Source organism: Bradyrhizobium sp. (assembly GCF_019242285.1).
Lineage (GTDB): Bacteria > Pseudomonadota > Alphaproteobacteria > Rhizobiales > Xanthobacteraceae > Bradyrhizobium.
The window spans coordinates 1-18,154 of record NZ_JAFAVV010000623.1 but is presented as its reverse complement, the minus strand read 5'-3'; the positions used below and the strand labels follow the sequence as shown (position 1 = coordinate 18,154).

Here is an 18,154-nt window from a genome sequence, read left to right as displayed (position 1 = left end):
CCGGGAGAGCGCGTTATAGGCGTTAACACCATCGCGCAGGGAGGGCCGGGTATTCTCGGCTGAACCTGTGGTTCCTACCCCGTGCTTATTTGCTGCACGGGGGCCATGGGTATCAGTCGATACCCGGCCTTCCCTGCGCCCTCTGTTCTCGAGAGGGTCTCAATGATGCAGATAACTCGGGCATTCCATGCCGCGAGAACGCAAGCGCATGTCGAGGTCCGTCGAATGGGCAAAGCGAAGCGTGCCTACCGACGGGCAACCCAATTCGCTCAAAGTTGGTGGGCACGGCGCTGTCACCGCCTCCCACCCGACGAACCTCTTCGCTCGCTGGGCATGACGCCGCGTCCGCGATGACGGCCTGAGCCACGGCAAAAAGTCAGATTGTATGACTAGAAATGCTGTTGAAGGTGTGAAACGTTACAGCCGGTCGCCGCGCGAGCGGAGCCTCCGCGGTCCACTCGGCATCTCATCGACGTGATGATCCAGCGATTGATCCCCACCACCATCCCTGATTTTGTCGGCAATTGGTCGCGCTGGGGTACCGGGATTGCAACTGCCGCCCCATGGCGTATCGCAGCGGTGCCGCAGCGCTGCGTTCGCGCCGATCGGCAGGAGGGGGCCGGGCCATGAGCTCCCGCCTGGTCGTGATCCCCACGCGCCGCGCGCATTCCAACCACGAGCAGGTCGCCCGCAGTATCGGTATCGACATCATCGCCGGCCGCTATGCCGAGGGCACCCGGCTGCCGGGCGACACCGAATTGACGGCGATGTTCGGCGTATCGCGTCCCGTCCTGCGCGAGAGCGTCAAGACGCTGGTGGCGAAGGGACTGCTGACCACCAAGGCGCGGGTCGGGACCGTCGTGCGTCGACGCGAGACCTGGAACATGTTCGATGCCGACGTGTTGGCCTGGCATCTCGACGTCGGCATCGATCGACGCTTTCTCTCCGATCTCGCGGAGATCCGCCTGGCGGTCGAGCCGCATGCGGCGGCGCTGGCGGCGAAGCGGCGGACCGAAGCCGACATCGCGGAGCTGCGCCGCTGCGTCGGGATGATGCGGCAGGCGCCATCCGACTCCGATGCCTTCACCAATGGCGACCTCGCACTTCATATTGCCGTGGCGAATGCGTCGGGCAACCCATTCATGCGCGCGGCCGACCGTGTCATCGAGGCCGCGCTGCGGGCCTCGTTCATGCTGAGCGCGCCGGTCGACCCGATCGATCGCGAGCGGGTGCTGACATGGCACGAGCGTATCGTCGAGGCGATCGCCGAAGGCGATGCGGCGGCCGCCGCCGCGGCGATGACCGAGGTGATTCACAACGGCCTGCGCCGCCATGAGGGTGGTGTCGCCGATCGGCTGCAAAGAGACGCTGCGCCGGGGCAGGTCGCGCGCTAGGAGGGACGCATGAGTGAGCTTCGGATCGCCATCGCGGGCTTCGGCAAGATCGCGCGCACCCGGCACGTGCCGGCGATATCAGCCGTGCCCGGCGCCGAGCTGGTCGCGATCGCCGATCCCGTGCCGGCGGCGGCCGATGTGCCGCAATTTCCGAGCCTCGAAACGCTGCTGCGCGAAGGGCCCGAGATCGATGCGGTGGCGCTGTGCACGCCGCCGCAGGCGCGGTCCGCGCAGGCGAAGATCGCGCTCGACGCGGGCAAGCACGTGCTGCTGGAGAAACCGCCCGGCGCCACCGCAAGCGAGATCGCGCCTCTGCTCGCGGCCGCACGGGAAAAGGGGCGGACCCTGTTCGCGACCTGGCATTCGCGCTTTGCGCCGGCGGTCGAGCCGATGCGGCGGCTGCTCGCCGAGCGCAGGATCGAGGCCGTGACCATCACCTGGAAGGAGGACGTGCGGGTCTGGCATCCCGGGCAGGCCTGGATCTTCGAGGCCGGCGGTTTCGGGGTCTACGACCCCGGCATCAACGCGCTGTCGATCCTGACCCGCATCCTGCCGCAGCCCTTGTTCGTGACGCGTGCCGAGCACGACGTGCCCGGCAACCGCGAGGCACCCATCGCGGCCGAGCTCTGGCTTGCCGACGCCGCACGCCTGCCGATCCGCGCCTCCTTCGACTTCCGGCAGACCGGGCCGCAGACCTGGGACATCCGCGTCGATACCGACCGGGGTGCCGTGCTGCTGTCTTCGGGCGGAGCGCGGCTGATCGACGGCGACAGGATGCTGATCGACAGCGAGAAGCAGGAATATCCGCAGCTTTATCGCCGCTTCATCGAGCTGGCCGCGCAGAACGCGTGCGACGTCGATCTTGCGCCCTTGCAGCTGGTTGCCGACGCGTTCCTGCTGAGCCGGCGGCGCAGCGTCGAAGCTTTCGAGGATCATTCATGATGGCCGAGATCGATCGCGCGGCTTTCGGCCGCATGCCCGACGGCAGCACCGTCGAGCGCTTCCTGCTGCGTGGCGCCGAAGGCTTCGAGGCTGCCATCATCCCCTATGGCGCGGCGGTGCAGGCGCTGAAAGTGCCCGATCGCAATGGCGGCAGCGACGATGTCGTGCTCGGTCATGACGATTTCGAGGGCTACCTGAAGCAACGACGCTATTTCGGCGCGACGGTGGGGCGCTACGCCAATCGCATCGCGGGCGCCCGCTTCAGCCTCGACGGACAGGTGTTCTCGCTCGATGCCAACAACGGCGCCAACATGCTCCATGGCGGCAACGACGGCTTCGACCGCAAGCTCTGGCGCGTGGCCGAGGTGACCGGGCAGCCGGAGCCGAAGCTGGTGCTGGCCTTGACCAGCGCCGATGGCGAAGGCGGCTTTCCCGGCCGGCTCGAGGTGCGCGCGATCTATCGCCTGAGCGGGCCGACCGAGCTGTCGGTGACCTTCGAGGCGACCACCGACTGCCCGACCGTGGTCAACCTGACCAACCACAGCTTCTTCAATCTCGACGGCGCGTTGTCGGGCTTCGATGTTCTCGATCATCGCCTGATGATCGCGGCCGATCATTTCGTCGCCATCGACGATGGCGCCATACCGCTGCCGCGCCCGCCGCATCCGGTCGCCGGCACGCCGTTCGACTTCCGGCAGAGCGAGGCGGTCGGCGCGCGAATCCGGGCCGATCATGGTCAGCTCCGCAACGGACGCGGCTATGATCATAATTTCTGTCTCGCGCCCGGCGGCAGCGTGCGTCTCGCGGCCCGGCTGGAATCGCCGAGGAGCGGCCGCGTGCTCGAGCTTCTCACCGACCAGCCCGGGCTGCAGTTCTATTCCGGCAATTATCTCGACGGCGCCATCGCCGGCAAGGGCGGCCGGCTCTACCGGCAGTCGGATGCACTGTGTCTCGAGCCGCAGGTATGGCCGGACACGCCGAACCGGCCGGACTTTCCGTCGGCCCGGCTCGACCCCGGCAAGCTCTATTCGCGCAGCATCGTGTACCGCTTTCTGACCGCACGGACGCCATGACCATCGAATCAATGACCAGCGAGCTCATCGAGGACGTGCCGGTTTCGATACTGTCGGCCGAGCGCTGTCACCTCGGCGAAGGCCCGACATATGATGTCTTGAGCGACACCGCCTGGTGGTTCGATATCCTGGAGGGCCGCCTGTTCGAGCACCGTTTTGCCGACGGCGAGACGATCGTGCACCCGCTCGGTCGGATGGCGAGCGCGCTGGCGCGGATCGATGCCACCCTGCAGCTCGTGGTCGCCGAGGATGGTCTCCATATTCGCGACCTCGCCGATGGCCGCATGTTCCTGTTCAAGCCGCTGGAAGCGGACAATCCGGTCACCCGTTCCAACGACGCGCGGGTGCATCCTTGCGGCACGTTCTGGGTCGGTACCATGGGGCGCGGCGCGGAGCCGAAGGCAGGCGCGATCTATGCGCTGCATCGCGGCTGCCTGTCGCGGCTGTTTCCCGAGATCACGATTCCCAATGCGATCTGCTTTGCGCCGGACGGGACGGTCGGCTATTTCGCCGACACGGCGGAGAACGTGATGTATCGCGTGCCGCTGGATGCGGCGAGCGGCCTGCCGGTGGGCGATCCGGTGCCGTTCATTCATCATCACGGTGTCGGCGGGCTCGATGGCGCGGTGGTCGATGCCGACGGCCTCATCTGGAACGCCCGCTGGGGCGGCGGCCGTATCGATATCTACGCTCCCAGAGGCACATTGCTGCGCAGCCTGCGCGTGCCCGTCCGGCAATCGAGCTGTCCCGCTTTCGTCGGCCGCGATTTTTCCAGGCTGCTGGTGACGTCGGCCTGGCAGGGCATGGACGAAGCCGCCCGGGCCGCTGATCCCGGCCACGGCCGGACTTTCGTGCTCGATGTCGCCGCGCACGGCCGCGGCGAGCCGGACGTGAAGCTGAATTGAGGGGGCGTGTTTGGACGGATGGTGCTGCAACGGGCTCGGCTCACCTCTCCCCGCAAGCGGCAGGACAATCGCATATGAAAAGAGCAGCGCGGTTGGGCTCACCCTCCCCTCCACGGAGGGTGACGCACCGGTCGTGCCGATGGTTCGAGCTCATATGCGATCGATTTCACGTCACCGGCGCCGGGTTGAACAGCGCGAGGTCGTTATGGATGCCCCAGCGATCCGACCACGGTTTTGTCCGGCCGCTGGCGACATCGAGGATCAAACGGAACAATTCCCAGCCGGCCTCCTCGATCGTCATCTCGCCGGTCGCGATCCGTCCGGCGTCGAAGTCGATCAGGTCGTGCCAGCGGCGCGCCAATTCGCTGCGGGTGGCGACCTTGATCACCGGCGCCGCCGCGAGCCCGTAGGGCGTGCCGCGGCCGGTGGTGAAGACCTGCAGGGTCATGCCGGAAGCGAGCTGCAGCGTGCCGCAGATGAAGTCGCTCGCCGGCGTCGCGGCGAACAGGAGGCCCTTGGTCCGTGCCTTCTCGCCGGGCGCGAGCACGCCGGCGATCGGGCTGGAGCCGGATTTCACGATCGAGCCGAGCGACTTCTCGACGATGTTGGCGAGCCCGCCCTTCTTGTTGCCCGGCGTGGTGTTGGCGCTGCGGTCGGCGCCGCCACGGGCGAGATAGGCGTCATACCATTCCATCTCGCGCACCAGCGCGCGGCCGATCTCCGCCGTCGCGGCGCGGCGGGTGAGGAGCTGGATGGCGTCGCGCACTTCCGTGACCTCGGAGAACATCACGGTGGCGCCGGCGCGCACCAGGAGGTCGGCGGCAAAGCCGAGCGCCGGATTGGCGGTGACGCCGGAGAAGGCGTCGCTGCCGCCGCATTGCAGGCCGATCACGAGATCGGCGGCCGGGCAGGTCTCGCGGCGGCGCCGGTCGAGCACCTTCAGCCGCGCATCGGCCATGGTCAGGATCGTGTCGACGATGGCGCCAAATCCTTCCAGCGCCTGATCCTGCATCCGCACGACGGCGTCGGAAAGGCCTTCCGGCAGCAGGCGCTCGGGCACCAGCTTCTCGCAGCCGAGCCCGACCACCATCACTTCGCCGCCGAAATTCGGGTTGAGCGCGAGGTTCTGCAAGGTGCGAATCGGCACCACGGCGTCGGGCGCATTGATGGCGACCCCGCAGCCATAGGTGTGGGTGAGCCCGACCACGTCATCGACATTCGGATAGTGCGGCAAGAGCTCGGCGCGGATGCGCTTGATGGCGTGATCGAGCGTGCCGGCGACGCATTGCACGGATGTGCTGATGCCGAGAATGTTCCTGGTGCCGACCGAGCCGTCGGCATTGCGAAAGCCCTCGAATGTAAAACCCTCGAGCGGCGGCTGCACCGCGGGCACCGCGGTCGATATCTCCAATCCGTCGAGCGGCGGCGCCTCCGGCATGACGATGCGGGCCTCGTCGACCCAGTCGCCGGCCTGCAAGGGCATGGCCGCAGTGCCGATGACTTCGCCATAGCGAATGATCGGCTCGCCCTCGGCGATGTCCGTGAGCGCGGTCTTGTGTCCCTGCGGGACGAAGGCGCGCAGTTCGAGGCCGCAAGGAAAGCGCGATCCCTTCGGCAGGCCGAAATCGTTGACCACGATCGCGACATTGTCGCGCGCGTTGAGCCTGATGTAGCGCGGGCTGTCGGTGATCGCGTCCATCTTTCCCATCTGGATTTCCATCCGAGGCGTGTGCCGGTGCAGCCAGTATACGCGGTCATGCCGGCCGGACAAAACCTGCAGGCGGCATTGCCCGCCAGCGCCCTGGAATGGTCTCTGAGATGGCAACGAGGCGGACGAAGGCCGCTGTTGCGCCGCGCGTCCGTGTGTTTAGATAGGCCGAGAACGAGGGCCCGCCATGACCGCACGTGAACGCAATCTTTCCGCACCGATCGATCCGGTGAAGCTCGACCGTCTGGCCGAGGTCGCCATCAAGGTCGGGCTGCAGTTGCGCGAGGGACAGGATCTGTTGCTGACGGCGCCCGCCGCGGCGCTGCCGCTGGTGCGGCGGATCGCCGAGCACGCCTACAAGGCCGGCGCGGGCCTGGTCACGCCGATCCTGTCCGATGAGCAGGTGACGCTGGCGCGCTACCGATTCGGGCGCGCCGCGGGTTTCGACCGCGCCGCTTCCTGGCTCTATCAGGGCATGGCGAAGGCGTTCTCGGAGAACACCGCACGGCTCGCCATCGTCGGCGACAATCCGATGCTGCTGTCGGGCGAGGACCCGGTGAAGGTGGCGCGCGCCAGCAAGGCCAACTCGATCGCCTACCAGCCGGCGCTGGAGAAGATCGTCAATTTTGATACCAACTGGAACATCATCTCGTATCCGAGCCCGTCCTGGGCCAGGCAGGTTTTCCCCGACGATGCCGAGGACGTCGCGGTCGCGAAGCTCGCGGATGCGATCTTTTCAGCCTCGCGCGTCGACAACGACGATCCGATTGGCGCATGGAACGGGCACAATGCGCGGCTGCGCGAACGGACCAAATGGTTGAACGGACAGCATTTCAGCGCGCTGCACTATGTCGCGCCGGGCACCGATCTGGTGATCGGGCTCGCCGACGGGCATGAATGGGAGGGCGGCGCCTCGACCGCCAAGAACGGCATCACCTGCAATGCCAACATCCCGACCGAGGAGGTCTTCACCACGCCGCACTGCCGGCGCGTCAGCGGTCACGTCATCAGCTCGAAGCCGCTGTCCTACCAGGGCACGCTGATCGACGACATCGCGGTGCGGTTCGAGGAGGGGCGCATCGTCGAGGCGCGGGCGTCGCGCGGCGAGGAGGTGCTCAACAAGGTGCTCGACACCGACGAGGGCGCGCGCCGGCTCGGCGAGGTGGCGCTGGTGCCGCATTCCTCGCCGATCTCGCAGAGCGGGCTGTTGTTCTTCAACACGCTGTTCGACGAGAACGCCGCCTCGCACATCGCGCTCGGCCAGTGCTATTCGAAATGCTTCATCGACGGCACCAAGCTGACGCCGCAGCAGATCGTGGCCCAGGGCGGCAACCAGAGCCTCATTCACATCGACTGGATGATCGGCTCGGGAGACACCGACATCGACGGCATTCACGCCGACGGCCGTCGCGTGCCGGTGTTCCGCGGCGGCGAGTGGGCATAGCGCATGAGCCGGAAAAACTGCGCAGCGGTTTTCCGGGAAGATCATGCGCCGAGAAACGCTTAAAGAGACGCTCAGGGCTCGACGGTGATGGTGATCTTCTCGGACATCACCGGCGGCTTGTGCGGGATGTGGGTCCAGTCGCCGAGCACGAGCTGCAGCGTGTGCTTGCCGGGCGCAAGCGGCACCGAGCCCTCGGTCTGGCCCTTGCCGAAATGCATGTGATGCTCGTCCATCGGGATCGTGTTGTTCAGGGCGTCGCCTTCGGGGGCGTCGGTGTCGATGAACAGGTGGTGGTGGCCGGTATCGGCGGTCTCGACGCCGGCAGGCGCGATCCCCATGCCGGAGAGGCCGAACTGGATGTTGGCCGGCGATTTGACGGTATCGCCGTCCTTGATGTTGATGAAATAGACCTTGGCGCCGGCGGGCGCGACCGTCTCGCCCGCTTTCGCCAGCGTGACCGCGGCGAGGACCAGGGCGAACGCAAGTGCGATCTTGTGCATCAGATAATTCCTGTCGGTAATGGATGACTTCGTGACGGGATCGTGACGAGCGCGCATGACCACGGACGCCCGCCGTCCAACTGGAGAAGAAGCGCGGATTAAGTGTGGCCATCACGCGTTCTTTATTCTGACGTTTGCGTCAGACGTCGTGAGGGACCGGGGGGCGATGGTGAACGCCGCCTGACCAGAGCCGCTCCATTCGTCCCGGTATCCGAAGGGAATGCTCAAGAGGTAGCGGCTAGCCTTGGTAACGCGGGTGTGTCGGTTGCGCGCATTTGTTGTTGAGGTTTCATGCCGTCTGCGCTGATCGAAATCGCCAAGATTGCCGCGGACCTGACGCCGCGGCCGATCGAATCGTCCTGGATCATCGAGGGAAACCCGCAGGCCAGCAGCTCGATCCTCTCCACCAGCGGCGACGGGGTCGCCTGCACCATCGTCTGGCACTGCACGGAAGGCCGGTTCGACTGGTATTATGATTTCGACGAGACGATCCTGATCCTGGAGGGATCGATCGTGCTGGAGAGCGATGGTCTGGCGCCGACGCGCTACGGTCCGGGCGACGTGATCTTCTTCAAGGACGGCGCGCATGCGAGGTGGCACGTCGAGGGCCACGTCAAGAAGCTCGCCTTCTGCCGCAAGACCCAGCCGGCCTGGCTCGGCTTTGCGCTGCGGGCGGCCGGCAAGATCAAGCGCATCCTGCTGCCGCAGGGCGAGCGGCAGCCCGCGGGGCTGGTCGAGGCAGGCTGATCGCGCGTGAGGTAACATGATATTCCCCCGGCGGACACGCGAGTAGTTGCCTGATCGCACCACAGGCTGCGGGCTCCGCCGCGCACCATCGTTGCGCGGTTGCCTGATCGCCAACAGTAGGTAGAACTCTGGCAACGAAGCGCCGGTGCAGTTCCTCGTTTCATCGCCTTGCAGGCTGCACCGCGCAAGAGGGGCGGGACGGGCGATGCCAGGCGATCCACTTTCCAGATATCCGGCGATCCATACCTCCGACGTCGAGGAATTCGAGCACCGGCTCTGCAACGTCTACGGTGCGCGCGGCTTCGAGCTGGAGGATTCCTCGGATCTGAAGGTCCGCGCCAACTTCATCGAATTGAACGATTGCGCGCTCGGCTTCGGAACCTGCGGCACCTCGGTCGCGATCCGTTTCGAGGAGAGCGATTTCGCCCGCCTGCAATTGTCGCTGTCCGGGCAATGCGTCACGACGAGCGGCGAACGCTCGGCGCTGGTCGATGTGGGCCGCCCCGTGCTGACGTCGGCCGGGCGGCCCGCGACCCTGGTCTACGGCGTCGGTTTCGAGCAGGTGTTCCTGCGCGTGAAGTCGGCTGCGCTGATGCGCAAGCTGACCGCCCTGTTGGGTGGACCGGTTCGCGAGGAGCTGTCGTTCGATCTCAACGATTTCGCAAGCCCCGCGCTGATGCTGGGCCTGCAGGGGCTGGTGGAGATGCTGGTGCGGCAGCTCGACGACGAGCACGCCCGGCTGTCGCCATTGGCACTGCGGGAGGTCGAGCAGGCCCTCGTGGTGCAGATGCTGTTCGCAGGCCGCCACGACTGGAGCGCGCTGCTGGCGGAGGAACCGCGCGACATTGCGCCGGCGCCGGTGCGGCGCGTCGAGGCCTATATCGAGGCGAACTGGAACAACCCGATCGGCATCGAATCGCTCGCCGAGGTGGCCGGTGTCAGCGCGCGCACGCTGTTCCGGGCGTTCGAGAAGGCGAGGGGCTGCTCGCCGATGGCCTTCGTGAAGCGGATCCGGCTGGAGCGTGCACGCGATTTCCTGAGCCGGCCGGAGGGCACGACCTCGGTGACCGGGATCGCGTTCGCCTGCGGCTTTCTCAATCCCGGTCATTTCGCGAGCGACTACCGGCGGACCTTCGGCGAGCTTCCCTCGCAGACCTTGAGCCGGTCGAAGTTCCGCCTGTGAGTCACTCGGTCAGGTCGAGCCGGTAGAAGTCGGTCGCGGTCTTCGCGAACAGCGCGTCCTTCTCGGTATCGCTGTATTGCGCGGCGAGGCGCTTGAAGGCGTTGAAGATCACCTGGTAGCTGCACTGGCCCTTGTCGGGCGGGAAGTTGCTCTCGAACATGCATCGGTTCGGACCGAACGCCGCGATGCAGGTCTCGATATAGGGCCGCCAGGCCGCGGCGGCCTGTTCGGACGAGGGCGGCTTCGGCCGTTCATGGAAATCGTAGCCGAGCAGGCACATCGCGAGCCCGCCGAGCTTGACGACCACGTTCGGGCACTTGGCGACCTCCTGGATCGAGGCCTTCCAGACCGCGAAGATTTCCTCCCGCCGTCCGGCATAGCTGCCGATGCCGACAGGCCCGCCGCAATGGTCGAGACAGATCCGCGTATCCGGGAACGCGTGCGCGAGATCGGCAAATTCGCCGAGCTGCGGATGGAACAGCCAGGCGTCGAAGCTGAGACCGAGCGGGGCGAGGCAGGCAAACCCCTTACGGAAGGTGGGATCGAGCAACAATCCCTTCGGCCGCGTCGCATACATATGGGCGACATTGGGATCGGCATCCCAGGCCGAGGAATGGCGGATGCCGCGAAAGCGGCCGTTGCCGGCGGCAATCTCGGCTTCGAGCACGGCCTTGGCGCCGTCGCCGAGCGAGAGGTTGGCGTGGCCGACGATGCCGGCGCAGGCCTTGGTCTTGGTATAGGCTCCGCTTGCCGCCATGGCAGCCGAGCCATTGACGAACTCCACTTCGCCCACGGGGCGCAGCGCTTCGGGACCGGACGCACGGTACATCGAGCGGGCCTCGACATAGACGGTCGCGATGACGTTGTGGCCGGAGGCCAGATCATCCGCCAGGTCGTCGATCAGGTAACGCAGGCCGCCACGGTCCCAGAGATGGTGATGCGGGTCCACGATCCTGCGGGCGGGATCGATGATGTCCTCGGTGTGCTGCGCAAGCCAGTCTGGGCGCGGATTGGCATAGAGCCCGCTATTGGCGGCGGGCGCGGTGCTGACAGCCATGGGTGCTCGTTCCTCCAGGATTTCTTGGACCATCGGACGGTCGTCACGATCCTATCAAGCGCGGATGAAAGCGCCACCCACCTATGCGCCGAGCGCAGATGTCATATGAAACGGGTCGTGGTCGCTGGCGTTCTCTCAAAATTGCCAGACAAGGCGAGGATCACATGAAAGTTGCAGATGACGACGGACTGAGAGCGGTCGAGAGCTTTCTGGATGGGCTCACGTCGAATGATGTCGGCAGGATGCCGCTGGCGGAAGACATCGTCCTGATCAGCCCGATCGATCCGCAACACCCGCTGGTCGGAAGGAATGTGGCGATCGATTTCCTGCAGACCCGCGTCTTTCCGAAGATCCCCGTTCGCAAGGCCGAAGTCGAGCGTCACTTGGTGGATGGCGACTTTGTCGCAACGCTCTGGACCGCCACCTTCGCGCCGCCCGGCAAGCCGCAGGTGGTGGTGCCGATCTTCGATTTCTTCCGGATCGAGAACGGCAAGATCAAGGAGCTGCGTCCCTATTTCGATCCTCAGCCGCTGAAACAGCTGGCGTGATGTGTCAGACGCCGTCGAGAATGATGACAGTCGGAGTCGTCGGCAGCGTATCCCGCGATATCCGCAAGGTCCGCTCGCTGCGGCGATCAATCTCGAACTGCTTGCCGATCCTGTCCATGAACTCATGGAGCGGGGTGGCGAAGCGGTGCATCGGCAGCACCACCGAGGCGCGCAGCCGACGGGTGATCTCCGAGACGCCGTCGAGCGACATCGTGTAGGTGCCGTCGATCGGCACCATGACGACGTCGAGCCGGCCGATCGCGGCATAATGGCTGTCGTCGAGCTTGACATGGAGATGGCCGAGATGACCGATGCAGAGGCCCGCGACCTCGAAGATGAAGATCGAGTTGCCGTCCTTGATCATGTCGTCGCCGGAAGTGTCGCCATAGAATCGGCGGATGTCGGTCGTGACATTGCGGATTAGGACGTCGCCGATGCGCTTCGATATTTTCGCCGGCTCGCCATTGTCGCCCCAGCCGTGCAGCACGTGGCGAATGCGCTGATCGGGAAACAGGGTGTAATGCGTCGAGTGGGCGCGGTTCATGGTAACGACGTCGGGCAGGCGGCCGGTCTGGTAGGCGCCGCTATAGTCCGTGGCGATGCGGACGCCGCCGGGCGTGTCGATGAAATAGGTGGAGTGGCCGCCGTAAGTGATGGTGACCTGGTCGCTCTCGGCGTTCGTCTGGCGCAGGCTGACCGGAGTCGCGCGCGGCGGCCGGCTCGCCATTGCGAGGCACTCGCTGCGCGGGGCGTCCTGGACGGAAGGCGGCGCATTCGGGCGCAGTGCATTCTGGGCGACGGCCGGCGCGGCGAGCGCGCCCAGCACGGCAAGGATGGCGGGGAGCAGCCGGAGCATCCGAAATCCCATTACTCGGTCGCGTGTGATATGAATGCGGAAGAATTAGCATGAACGGCCGGACGGAGCGTTCACAATGTCGGAGCTGAGTGATCAATCGGCGGGCAGTGCGCGCGCGTCGTCGTCACAACGGTTGGAGCCGCTGCGCCATGTCGAGGCCGGCGTGCTCGATGTGGGCTACTACGAGGCGGGTCCCTCGGACGGACCGGCGGTCGTGCTGTTGCACGGCTATCCCTACGACATCCATTCCTATGTCGACGTTGCGCCGATCCTGGCCGCGCGAGGCTGCCGCGTCATCGTGCCCTATCTGCGAGGATATGGGCCGACGCGTTTTCTCGACCCTGCGACGCCCAGGTCCGGCGAGCAGGCAGCGATTGGTGCGGACCTGATCGCCTTGATGGATGCGCTGTCGATTCCGCGCGCGGCGTTCGCCGGCTACGATTGGGGCGGCCGCGCCGCCTGCGTCGGGGCGGCGCTGTGGCCGGAACGGTGTATCGGCTTGGTCTCGGTGAATGGCTATCTGATCCAGGACATCGCCATTGCGCTGCGTCCGGCGCCGGCGGAGCGCGAGCTTGCCTACTGGTATCAATGGTACTTTCAGACCGAGCGCGGGCGCGCGGGGCTTGCCGCCAACCGGCGCGACATCGCCGAAATCCTGTGGCGGCAATGGTCGCCAAACTGGAGCTTCGATGCGGCAACGTTTGCGCGGAGCGCCGCCGCCTACGACAACCCCGATCACGTCGACGTGGTGATTCACAGCTATCGCCACCGCTACGGTCTCGCCCAAGGCGATCCGCGCTATAGCGACAACCAGCGCCGGCTGGCGGCTCTGCCGCCGATCACGGTGCCTGCGGTGACGCTGGATGGCGACGGCGACGGCGTCGTACACGCCAACGATGGTACTGCGCAAGCAAAACGCTTCACCGGCCGCCGGGTGCATCGCGTGATCCCGCGCGTCGGCCACAATCTGCTGCAGGAGGCGCCGGAGGCGTTTGTTGCTGCGGTGGTGGAGGTGCTGGAAGGCTAGCCGTCACTCCCGGCTTGGACTGAGCTTCCAGGTCACGGCCATCAGCGCGGCCGTCATCAGCCCGCTCATGAGTCCGGCGAGGGGGATCGTCAGTACCAGGGCCGCGGTTGCGGCCCAGCCGATCGAGGAGAAGGCTTCGGCAAAGGTCGCAAGCCGCGATGAGGTCTGGCGGCGGCGGAACTGGCTGCGCCGCGCCTGCACCCGGAACCAGAGCTGGATGGCGGTGGCGGAGGCGGCGGCCACCACCAGGGCGATCGTGGTCACCAGGGCCTGCAGTGGCGCCAGATAGATCAGGGCGAGCACGATCGGGCTGAAGATCGCGCCGATCACGACCAGCACCACCTCGATCTTGGCCCGGGTCACGTCGGATGGCGACAGCGGCGCGGTGGCAACCAGGTCGGCGGCGTCCTCGCCCGAGATGGTCAGCCAGGAAAGGCCGCCCGCGAGTTGGCCCGCGGCCATCACGACGACCGGCGTGATCAGCACGATGGCGGCGGAGCTGTCGGAGAAGCTGCGCCACAGGAACAGCGCCGGCGGCACGAGGTAGAGAAGCTGCATCAGCGTCTGCGAGATCAGCCAGGGATCGCGCCCGAGCAGGATGAACTCCTTGCGCCGCAATGCCTGCTGCCGGGAGCCGTGCCGGAACGAGGTCGCGCCACGGCTGCGACGCGTGGAGGCGGCGTACGCCGAGGCATTGATGGCGGTGTCGGCGAAGCGCGGCGAGAAGACCGCCATCACCGTGCCGAGCAGCGCAAGGCTTGCTGCCAGCAGGAACAGCAATGCCTGGCCGTCGCCGAGCGCGGCGCGGGCCGGCCACCAGATCACGCTATTGGCGTCGGGCGCGTAAGCCGCCGCGCCGTCCGAGGTCAGCACGGCAAAGCGCGACAGGGTGCCATAGGACAGGATCGCCGCGACCTGCAGCGCGATCACGAAGCCGGCGCCGATGACGGCGGCGAGGATCTGTGCGATCAGCCGCGTTCGCGCCGGGCCGATCAGGCGGAACAGGGCGAGCGTGATCGCGACGGCCAGCGCGGCAGCCGACAGGCCGACGGCGATGACGACGCCGAATGCCGCGAACCAGCGCAGCCCGCCGCCGAGCACCAGGACGTCGACGAACGGCGTCGAGAGCAGCAGCGCCATGGTGGTGACGGTCAGCGCGATCGCCGCGATGCGGATCGAGAATACGTTCGCAAGCCGGGCAGGCGAGGACATGATCAGATCGAGGTCGGCCCGGGCATAGAACACCCGCGTCACCGATTCGATGGCCTGCGACAGCATCAACGCCCAGGCCAGGAAGATGGTCGAGGTGACGACGATCATCGAGGTCTTGTCGAGCGGCTCGTGCAGGCTCGCGTAGCGACCGATCACCGCCCAGGCCGGCAGATGCATCAACGCGGCGAACGCGGTCAAGCCGATGATGGCGATGCGCTTCCGCCCGCGCCGGCCGCCGGTCATCATGGCGAGCCATTCGCGCCAGGCGAGCCTGAATTCGTGCCGCGCGAACCAGGACAGCGCTGCGGTCCGGCTCATGCCGCGGCGGCCTCGACATCGACCAGCGCGATGAACAGCTCCTCGAGGCTGACGTCGGTGTGGCCGTTCTGCTGGCGCAGCTCCGTCAGCGTACCCTCCGCGATCAATCGGCCGGCCACGATGACGCCGATGCGGTCGGCCATGCGCTCGGCGACTTCGAGGATGTGCGTGGTCATGATGACGGTGCAACCGGCGCGCACGCGCTCGGTCAACAGTCCCTTGACGTGCCGGGCGGAGACCGCGTCGAGCCCGGTCAGAGGCTCGTCCAGGATGATCAGCCTCGGGTCGTGCACCAGCGCGCCGGCAAGCGCCACCTTCTGGCGCATGCCTTTGGAGAAGCCCTCGCAGCGTTCGTTCTGATGCGGCGCGAGCCCGAGCGAGGCGAGCAGCGCGAGCGCGCGCGGGTGTGACACCTTCGGCTCGATGCCCCAGAGGCCGGCGACGAATTCGAGATATTCGAGTGGCGTCAGCTTGTCATAGATCATGGGCTCGTCGGAAACCCAGGCCATCACCTGCTTGGCGGCGACCGGATCGCGAAGCGCATCGATGCCGAAGATCGCAACCGCGCCGGCGTCCGGCTTGAGCAGGCCTGCGACCATGCGCAGGGTGGTGGTCTTGCCGGCGCCGTTCGGGCCGAGCAATGCATAGAATTCGCCGGGATGGACCGTGAGATCGAGGGTATCGACCGCGGGACGGTCAAAACGCTTCGTTAACCCTCGCAACGCAAGTGCCGAGATTTCGGGCGTCATCACATCGTCCAGCTTCACTCAAACCACGCAACATGGACCGAAGTCGTTTCGGCGCCGTGAATCGGGCGGTAAAAATCCACTGCCCCCATCACAACGATCCTCTTTGACGGCAAAAGGGCCTCGAGCCCAAACGGGCTGCGCAAATTTCGCTCACGGCTCCGGATCGCCGTCGCGGTTCACTTCGGCAGGATCAGGGGCAGCGGGTCGTCCAGCACCGTCGGTTCGCGCGGGGGAAGATAGGTCAAGCCGGCGTGGCGCGCCAGCGCTTCCAGGGTGCCCTTGGCGGTGAGATCGGCGAGCGCCTGGTCGACCGCGCCGAGGAGGACGGGGTCGCCGGCCAGGGCGACATAGCCGCGATTGGCGCCGACCGGATAATAGTAACCGGAGGCGGCGACCGCGGTGTCGGGATGGGCGGCACGATGGGCGTCGAGCCGGCGCAGGTCGAGCAGGGTCACGTCGAAATCGCCGCGGTCGAGCGCGGCCAACAAGTCGCTGCGGCCCGGCACCAGATGGGTGATGTCGTCGATCAGCCGCCCGCGGTCGAAATTCATCAGGATGGCGTCGCCCAGCGTGCCGCTCTCGATCGCGATCCTGAGTCCGGCGAGGTCGCCGAGGCCGGCAATATGCCGGTCGCGCGCCTTCGCGCCGAGTGCGATCGTCAGCGGCGAGTAGATGTAGGGCTGGCTCGGCGTGAGCACGCCGAGCGTGACGCGGCGCCTGCGGTCAGCGGAGCTGGCGCCGTCGAAGTCGGGCAGCTTCGTCGTCTTCATCGCGGGCGCGGCCAGCGAATCGCGGGTCAGCGCATAGCTGCCGAGCAGCGCACAGCGGCCGTCCGACAGCAAGGCGTTGGCTTCCAGGGCGGGGCTCGAATCCTCGTCGAGCTTGCTTTCGAACCACTGGATCTGCAGCGGCCGGCCGAGCGCATCCGCGATCGCCTGTGCCAGCGCCACGTCGAAGCCGCTATCGGGCTGGCCCCGATGATGTACCGAAAGCGGCGGCAGTTCCTCGTCGAGGCAGACTCGCAACGGCTCCCCGGCGCGTCCCGCTATCGGGACTGCCAGCAGCAGGGCCGACAGTCCGCCCATCGCCGCGATGAAGCGTCTGCTCATGGTTTCCTCTGGCTCGACACGTAGGCCCAGACCGCGCCGATGTCGTCGTCGTTGAGGATATCGCTCCAGGGCGGCATCCGGTTGTTCTTGCCCTGCTTCACGGTGTTGAAGAAGCGGTCCTTGTCATCCGGAAACCTGCGCAGGTCGGGCACGACGGCGCCCGAATTGATCATGTTGAAGCCGTGGCAGTGCGAGCATCGCTCGGCATAGGTCGTCTGGCCCTTTGCCACCTTCGCTTCATCCTCGCCTGCATCCTGCGCGCCGGCCGGTCGCGGCATGGTCAGCGTGAAGACGATGGCGGCGAGAACCGCCGCCATCGCCGAGCTCGAACCGTTCCTCGTCACGCGCAGAGGCCGCTTACTTCTTGACGGCGAACACCCAGAGCGATCCGCCGGCCGGCACGTTGGCCAGCCGTTCGTCACCGGAGAACAGCGAGTAGACGCCGCCATAACCGCTCGCGACCGCGACATATTGCACGCCGTCCTGCTGCCAGGTCACCGGCTGGCCCTCGATGCCGGAGCCGGTCTGGAACTGCCAGAGCTTCTTGCCCTCCTTGGCGTCGAAGGCTTCGAACTCGCCGGTAAGCTGACCGGTGAACACGACGCCACCCGCGGTCGACAGCACGCCGGAGAAGCGCGGAAGCTCGCTGGGCGCCTCCCACTTGGCCTTGCCCGTCATGGGGTCGATCGCGGTGAGATGGCCGCGCGGTCCGGTGCCCCAATCCCAGAGGTCGGTCAGGTCCATGCCGAGATACCATTCGCCGGCCTTGTACTCGGCGGGCACGGCCTTGTAGTGGCCGCCGAAGGCGAGTGTGTTGGCATAGGCGAGACCGGTCTGCGGGTTGAACGACATCGGCTCCCAGTTCTTGCCGCCGAGGAGCGACGGATAGACAACGACCTTCTTGCCATCACGGGCATCCTTGGACACGTCGGTTTCGACCGGCCGGCCGGTCTTCATGTCGATGCTGCTCGCCCAGTTCACCTTCACATACGGATTGGCTGCGAGCAGCTTTCCGTTGGTACGGTCGAGCACGTAGAAGAAGCCGTTGCGGTTGGCGTCCATCAGGACCTTGGTCGGCTTGCCGTCGACGCTGAGGTCGGCGAGCACCATCTCGGCGACCGAGTCGTAGTCGAACGGGTTGTTCGGCGAGAACTGATAGTGCCACTTGATCTTGCCCGTCTTCGGGTCGAGCGCCAGCACCGAGCAGGTGTAGAGGTTGTCGCCCGGCCGCACCGCCGCGTTGAACGGGCCGGGATTGCCGATGCCCCAATAGACCGTGTTGAGCTCGGGATCGTAGGAGCCGGTGATCCAGGTCGAGCCACCGCCCTGCTGCGCCGTGTCGCCGGGCCAAGTGTCGCTGCCCGGCTCTCCCTTGCCGGGGA

18 protein-coding genes are annotated in these 18,154 nt (G+C 66.4%); 9 read left to right on the top strand and 9 right to left on the bottom strand.

The window, feature by feature from the left end; genetic code table 11:
* The first annotated feature begins 626 nt into the window (after window positions 1-626).
* From JOY90_RS25610 to JOY90_RS25595, 4 genes are read left to right on the top strand one after another with little or no spacing between them, the layout of a single operon-like run.
* Complete coding sequence (locus JOY90_RS25610; protein WP_291693893.1) at window positions 627-1,394, top strand: FadR/GntR family transcriptional regulator; 768 nt, start codon at window positions 627-629, stop codon at window positions 1,392-1,394.
* Between the two features lie 9 nt (window positions 1,395-1,403).
* Entirely contained in the window at window positions 1,404-2,336 is a 933-nt protein-coding gene (locus JOY90_RS25605) for a Gfo/Idh/MocA family oxidoreductase (RefSeq protein WP_291693892.1), read from the top strand.
* Complete coding sequence (locus JOY90_RS25600) at window positions 2,336-3,409, top strand: aldose epimerase family protein (RefSeq protein ID WP_291693897.1); 1,074 nt, start codon at window positions 2,336-2,338, stop codon at window positions 3,407-3,409. The genes JOY90_RS25605 and JOY90_RS25600 overlap by 1 nt, the downstream gene beginning before the upstream one ends.
* Before the next feature lie 26 nt (window positions 3,410-3,435).
* Window positions 3,436-4,314 carry an SMP-30/gluconolactonase/LRE family protein gene (locus JOY90_RS25595; RefSeq protein ID WP_291693896.1) on the top strand — a complete coding sequence of 293 codons (879 nt, stop codon included), beginning with the start codon at window positions 3,436-3,438 and terminating at the stop codon, window positions 4,312-4,314.
* Window positions 4,315-4,480: 166 nt separating this feature from the next.
* On the opposite strand, the gene garD is transcribed toward JOY90_RS25595, so the two are convergent.
* The gene (garD, locus tag JOY90_RS25590; RefSeq protein ID WP_291693891.1) at window positions 4,481-6,022 is read right to left on the bottom strand and encodes a galactarate dehydratase; all 1,542 of its coding nucleotides are present in this window, start codon (window positions 6,020-6,022) and stop codon (window positions 4,481-4,483) included.
* A gap of 187 nt (window positions 6,023-6,209) precedes the next feature.
* On the opposite strand from garD, the gene JOY90_RS25585 reads away from it, so the two are divergent.
* Window positions 6,210-7,466, top strand: a complete 1,257-nt coding sequence (locus JOY90_RS25585; protein WP_291693890.1) for an aminopeptidase — start codon at window positions 6,210-6,212, stop codon at window positions 7,464-7,466.
* A 71-nt stretch (window positions 7,467-7,537) separates the two neighbouring features.
* Here JOY90_RS25585 and JOY90_RS25580 read toward each other — a convergent pair whose 3' ends face one another.
* Window positions 7,538-7,966, bottom strand: coding sequence for a DUF4399 domain-containing protein (locus JOY90_RS25580; protein ID WP_291693889.1), 429 nt, complete (start codon window positions 7,964-7,966; stop codon window positions 7,538-7,540).
* A 291-nt stretch (window positions 7,967-8,257) separates the two neighbouring features.
* Here JOY90_RS25580 and JOY90_RS25575 point away from each other — a divergent pair, with 291 nt between their 5' ends.
* Together JOY90_RS25575 and JOY90_RS25570 are read left to right on the top strand one after the other, a co-directional pair.
* On the top strand, window positions 8,258-8,713 hold the full coding sequence (locus tag JOY90_RS25575) for a cupin domain-containing protein (RefSeq protein ID WP_291693888.1): 456 nt from the start codon (window positions 8,258-8,260) through the stop codon (window positions 8,711-8,713).
* A gap of 205 nt (window positions 8,714-8,918) precedes the next feature.
* Window positions 8,919-9,896, top strand: a complete 978-nt coding sequence (locus JOY90_RS25570) for an AraC family transcriptional regulator (RefSeq protein ID WP_291693887.1) — start codon at window positions 8,919-8,921, stop codon at window positions 9,894-9,896.
* A 1-nt stretch (window position 9,897) separates the two neighbouring features.
* On the opposite strand, the gene JOY90_RS25565 is transcribed toward JOY90_RS25570, so the two are convergent.
* Window positions 9,898-10,953 carry an amidohydrolase gene (locus tag JOY90_RS25565; RefSeq protein ID WP_291693886.1) on the bottom strand — a complete coding sequence of 352 codons (1,056 nt, stop codon included), beginning with the start codon at window positions 10,951-10,953 and terminating at the stop codon, window positions 9,898-9,900.
* A gap of 164 nt (window positions 10,954-11,117) precedes the next feature.
* On the opposite strand from JOY90_RS25565, the gene JOY90_RS25560 reads away from it, so the two are divergent.
* Window positions 11,118-11,501 carry a nuclear transport factor 2 family protein gene (locus JOY90_RS25560; protein ID WP_291693885.1) on the top strand — a complete coding sequence of 128 codons (384 nt, stop codon included), beginning with the start codon at window positions 11,118-11,120 and terminating at the stop codon, window positions 11,499-11,501.
* Window positions 11,502-11,505: 4 nt separating this feature from the next.
* Here JOY90_RS25560 and JOY90_RS25555 read toward each other — a convergent pair whose 3' ends face one another.
* Window positions 11,506-12,357 carry an MBL fold metallo-hydrolase gene (locus JOY90_RS25555; protein WP_291693884.1) on the bottom strand — a complete coding sequence of 284 codons (852 nt, stop codon included), beginning with the start codon at window positions 12,355-12,357 and terminating at the stop codon, window positions 11,506-11,508.
* 76 nt (window positions 12,358-12,433) lie between these two features.
* Between JOY90_RS25555 and JOY90_RS25550 the strand changes: the two genes are divergently transcribed.
* Entirely contained in the window at window positions 12,434-13,384 is a 951-nt protein-coding gene (locus JOY90_RS25550; RefSeq protein WP_291693883.1) for an alpha/beta hydrolase, read from the top strand.
* A gap of 3 nt (window positions 13,385-13,387) precedes the next feature.
* On the opposite strand, the gene JOY90_RS25545 is transcribed toward JOY90_RS25550, so the two are convergent.
* The 5 genes from JOY90_RS25545 to JOY90_RS25525 all read right to left on the bottom strand — a co-directional run.
* On the bottom strand, window positions 13,388-14,914 hold the full coding sequence (locus JOY90_RS25545) for a permease (protein ID WP_291693882.1): 1,527 nt from the start codon (window positions 14,912-14,914) through the stop codon (window positions 13,388-13,390).
* On the bottom strand, window positions 14,911-15,663 hold the full coding sequence (locus JOY90_RS25540; protein WP_291693881.1) for an ABC transporter ATP-binding protein: 753 nt from the start codon (window positions 15,661-15,663) through the stop codon (window positions 14,911-14,913). Before JOY90_RS25540 ends, JOY90_RS25545 begins: the two co-directional genes overlap by 4 nt.
* A gap of 176 nt (window positions 15,664-15,839) precedes the next feature.
* Window positions 15,840-16,748 carry an ABC transporter substrate-binding protein gene (locus tag JOY90_RS25535; protein WP_291693895.1) on the bottom strand — a complete coding sequence of 303 codons (909 nt, stop codon included), beginning with the start codon at window positions 16,746-16,748 and terminating at the stop codon, window positions 15,840-15,842.
* A gap of 20 nt (window positions 16,749-16,768) precedes the next feature.
* A complete protein-coding gene (locus tag JOY90_RS25530) occupies window positions 16,769-17,050 on the bottom strand; it encodes a cytochrome c (RefSeq protein ID WP_291693894.1) in 282 nt (93 codons plus the stop codon).
* 79 nt (window positions 17,051-17,129) lie between these two features.
* Window positions 17,130-18,154, bottom strand: a 1,025-nt coding sequence (locus JOY90_RS25525) for a PQQ-binding-like beta-propeller repeat protein (RefSeq protein ID WP_291693880.1), incomplete at its 5' end; no start/stop codon positions are given.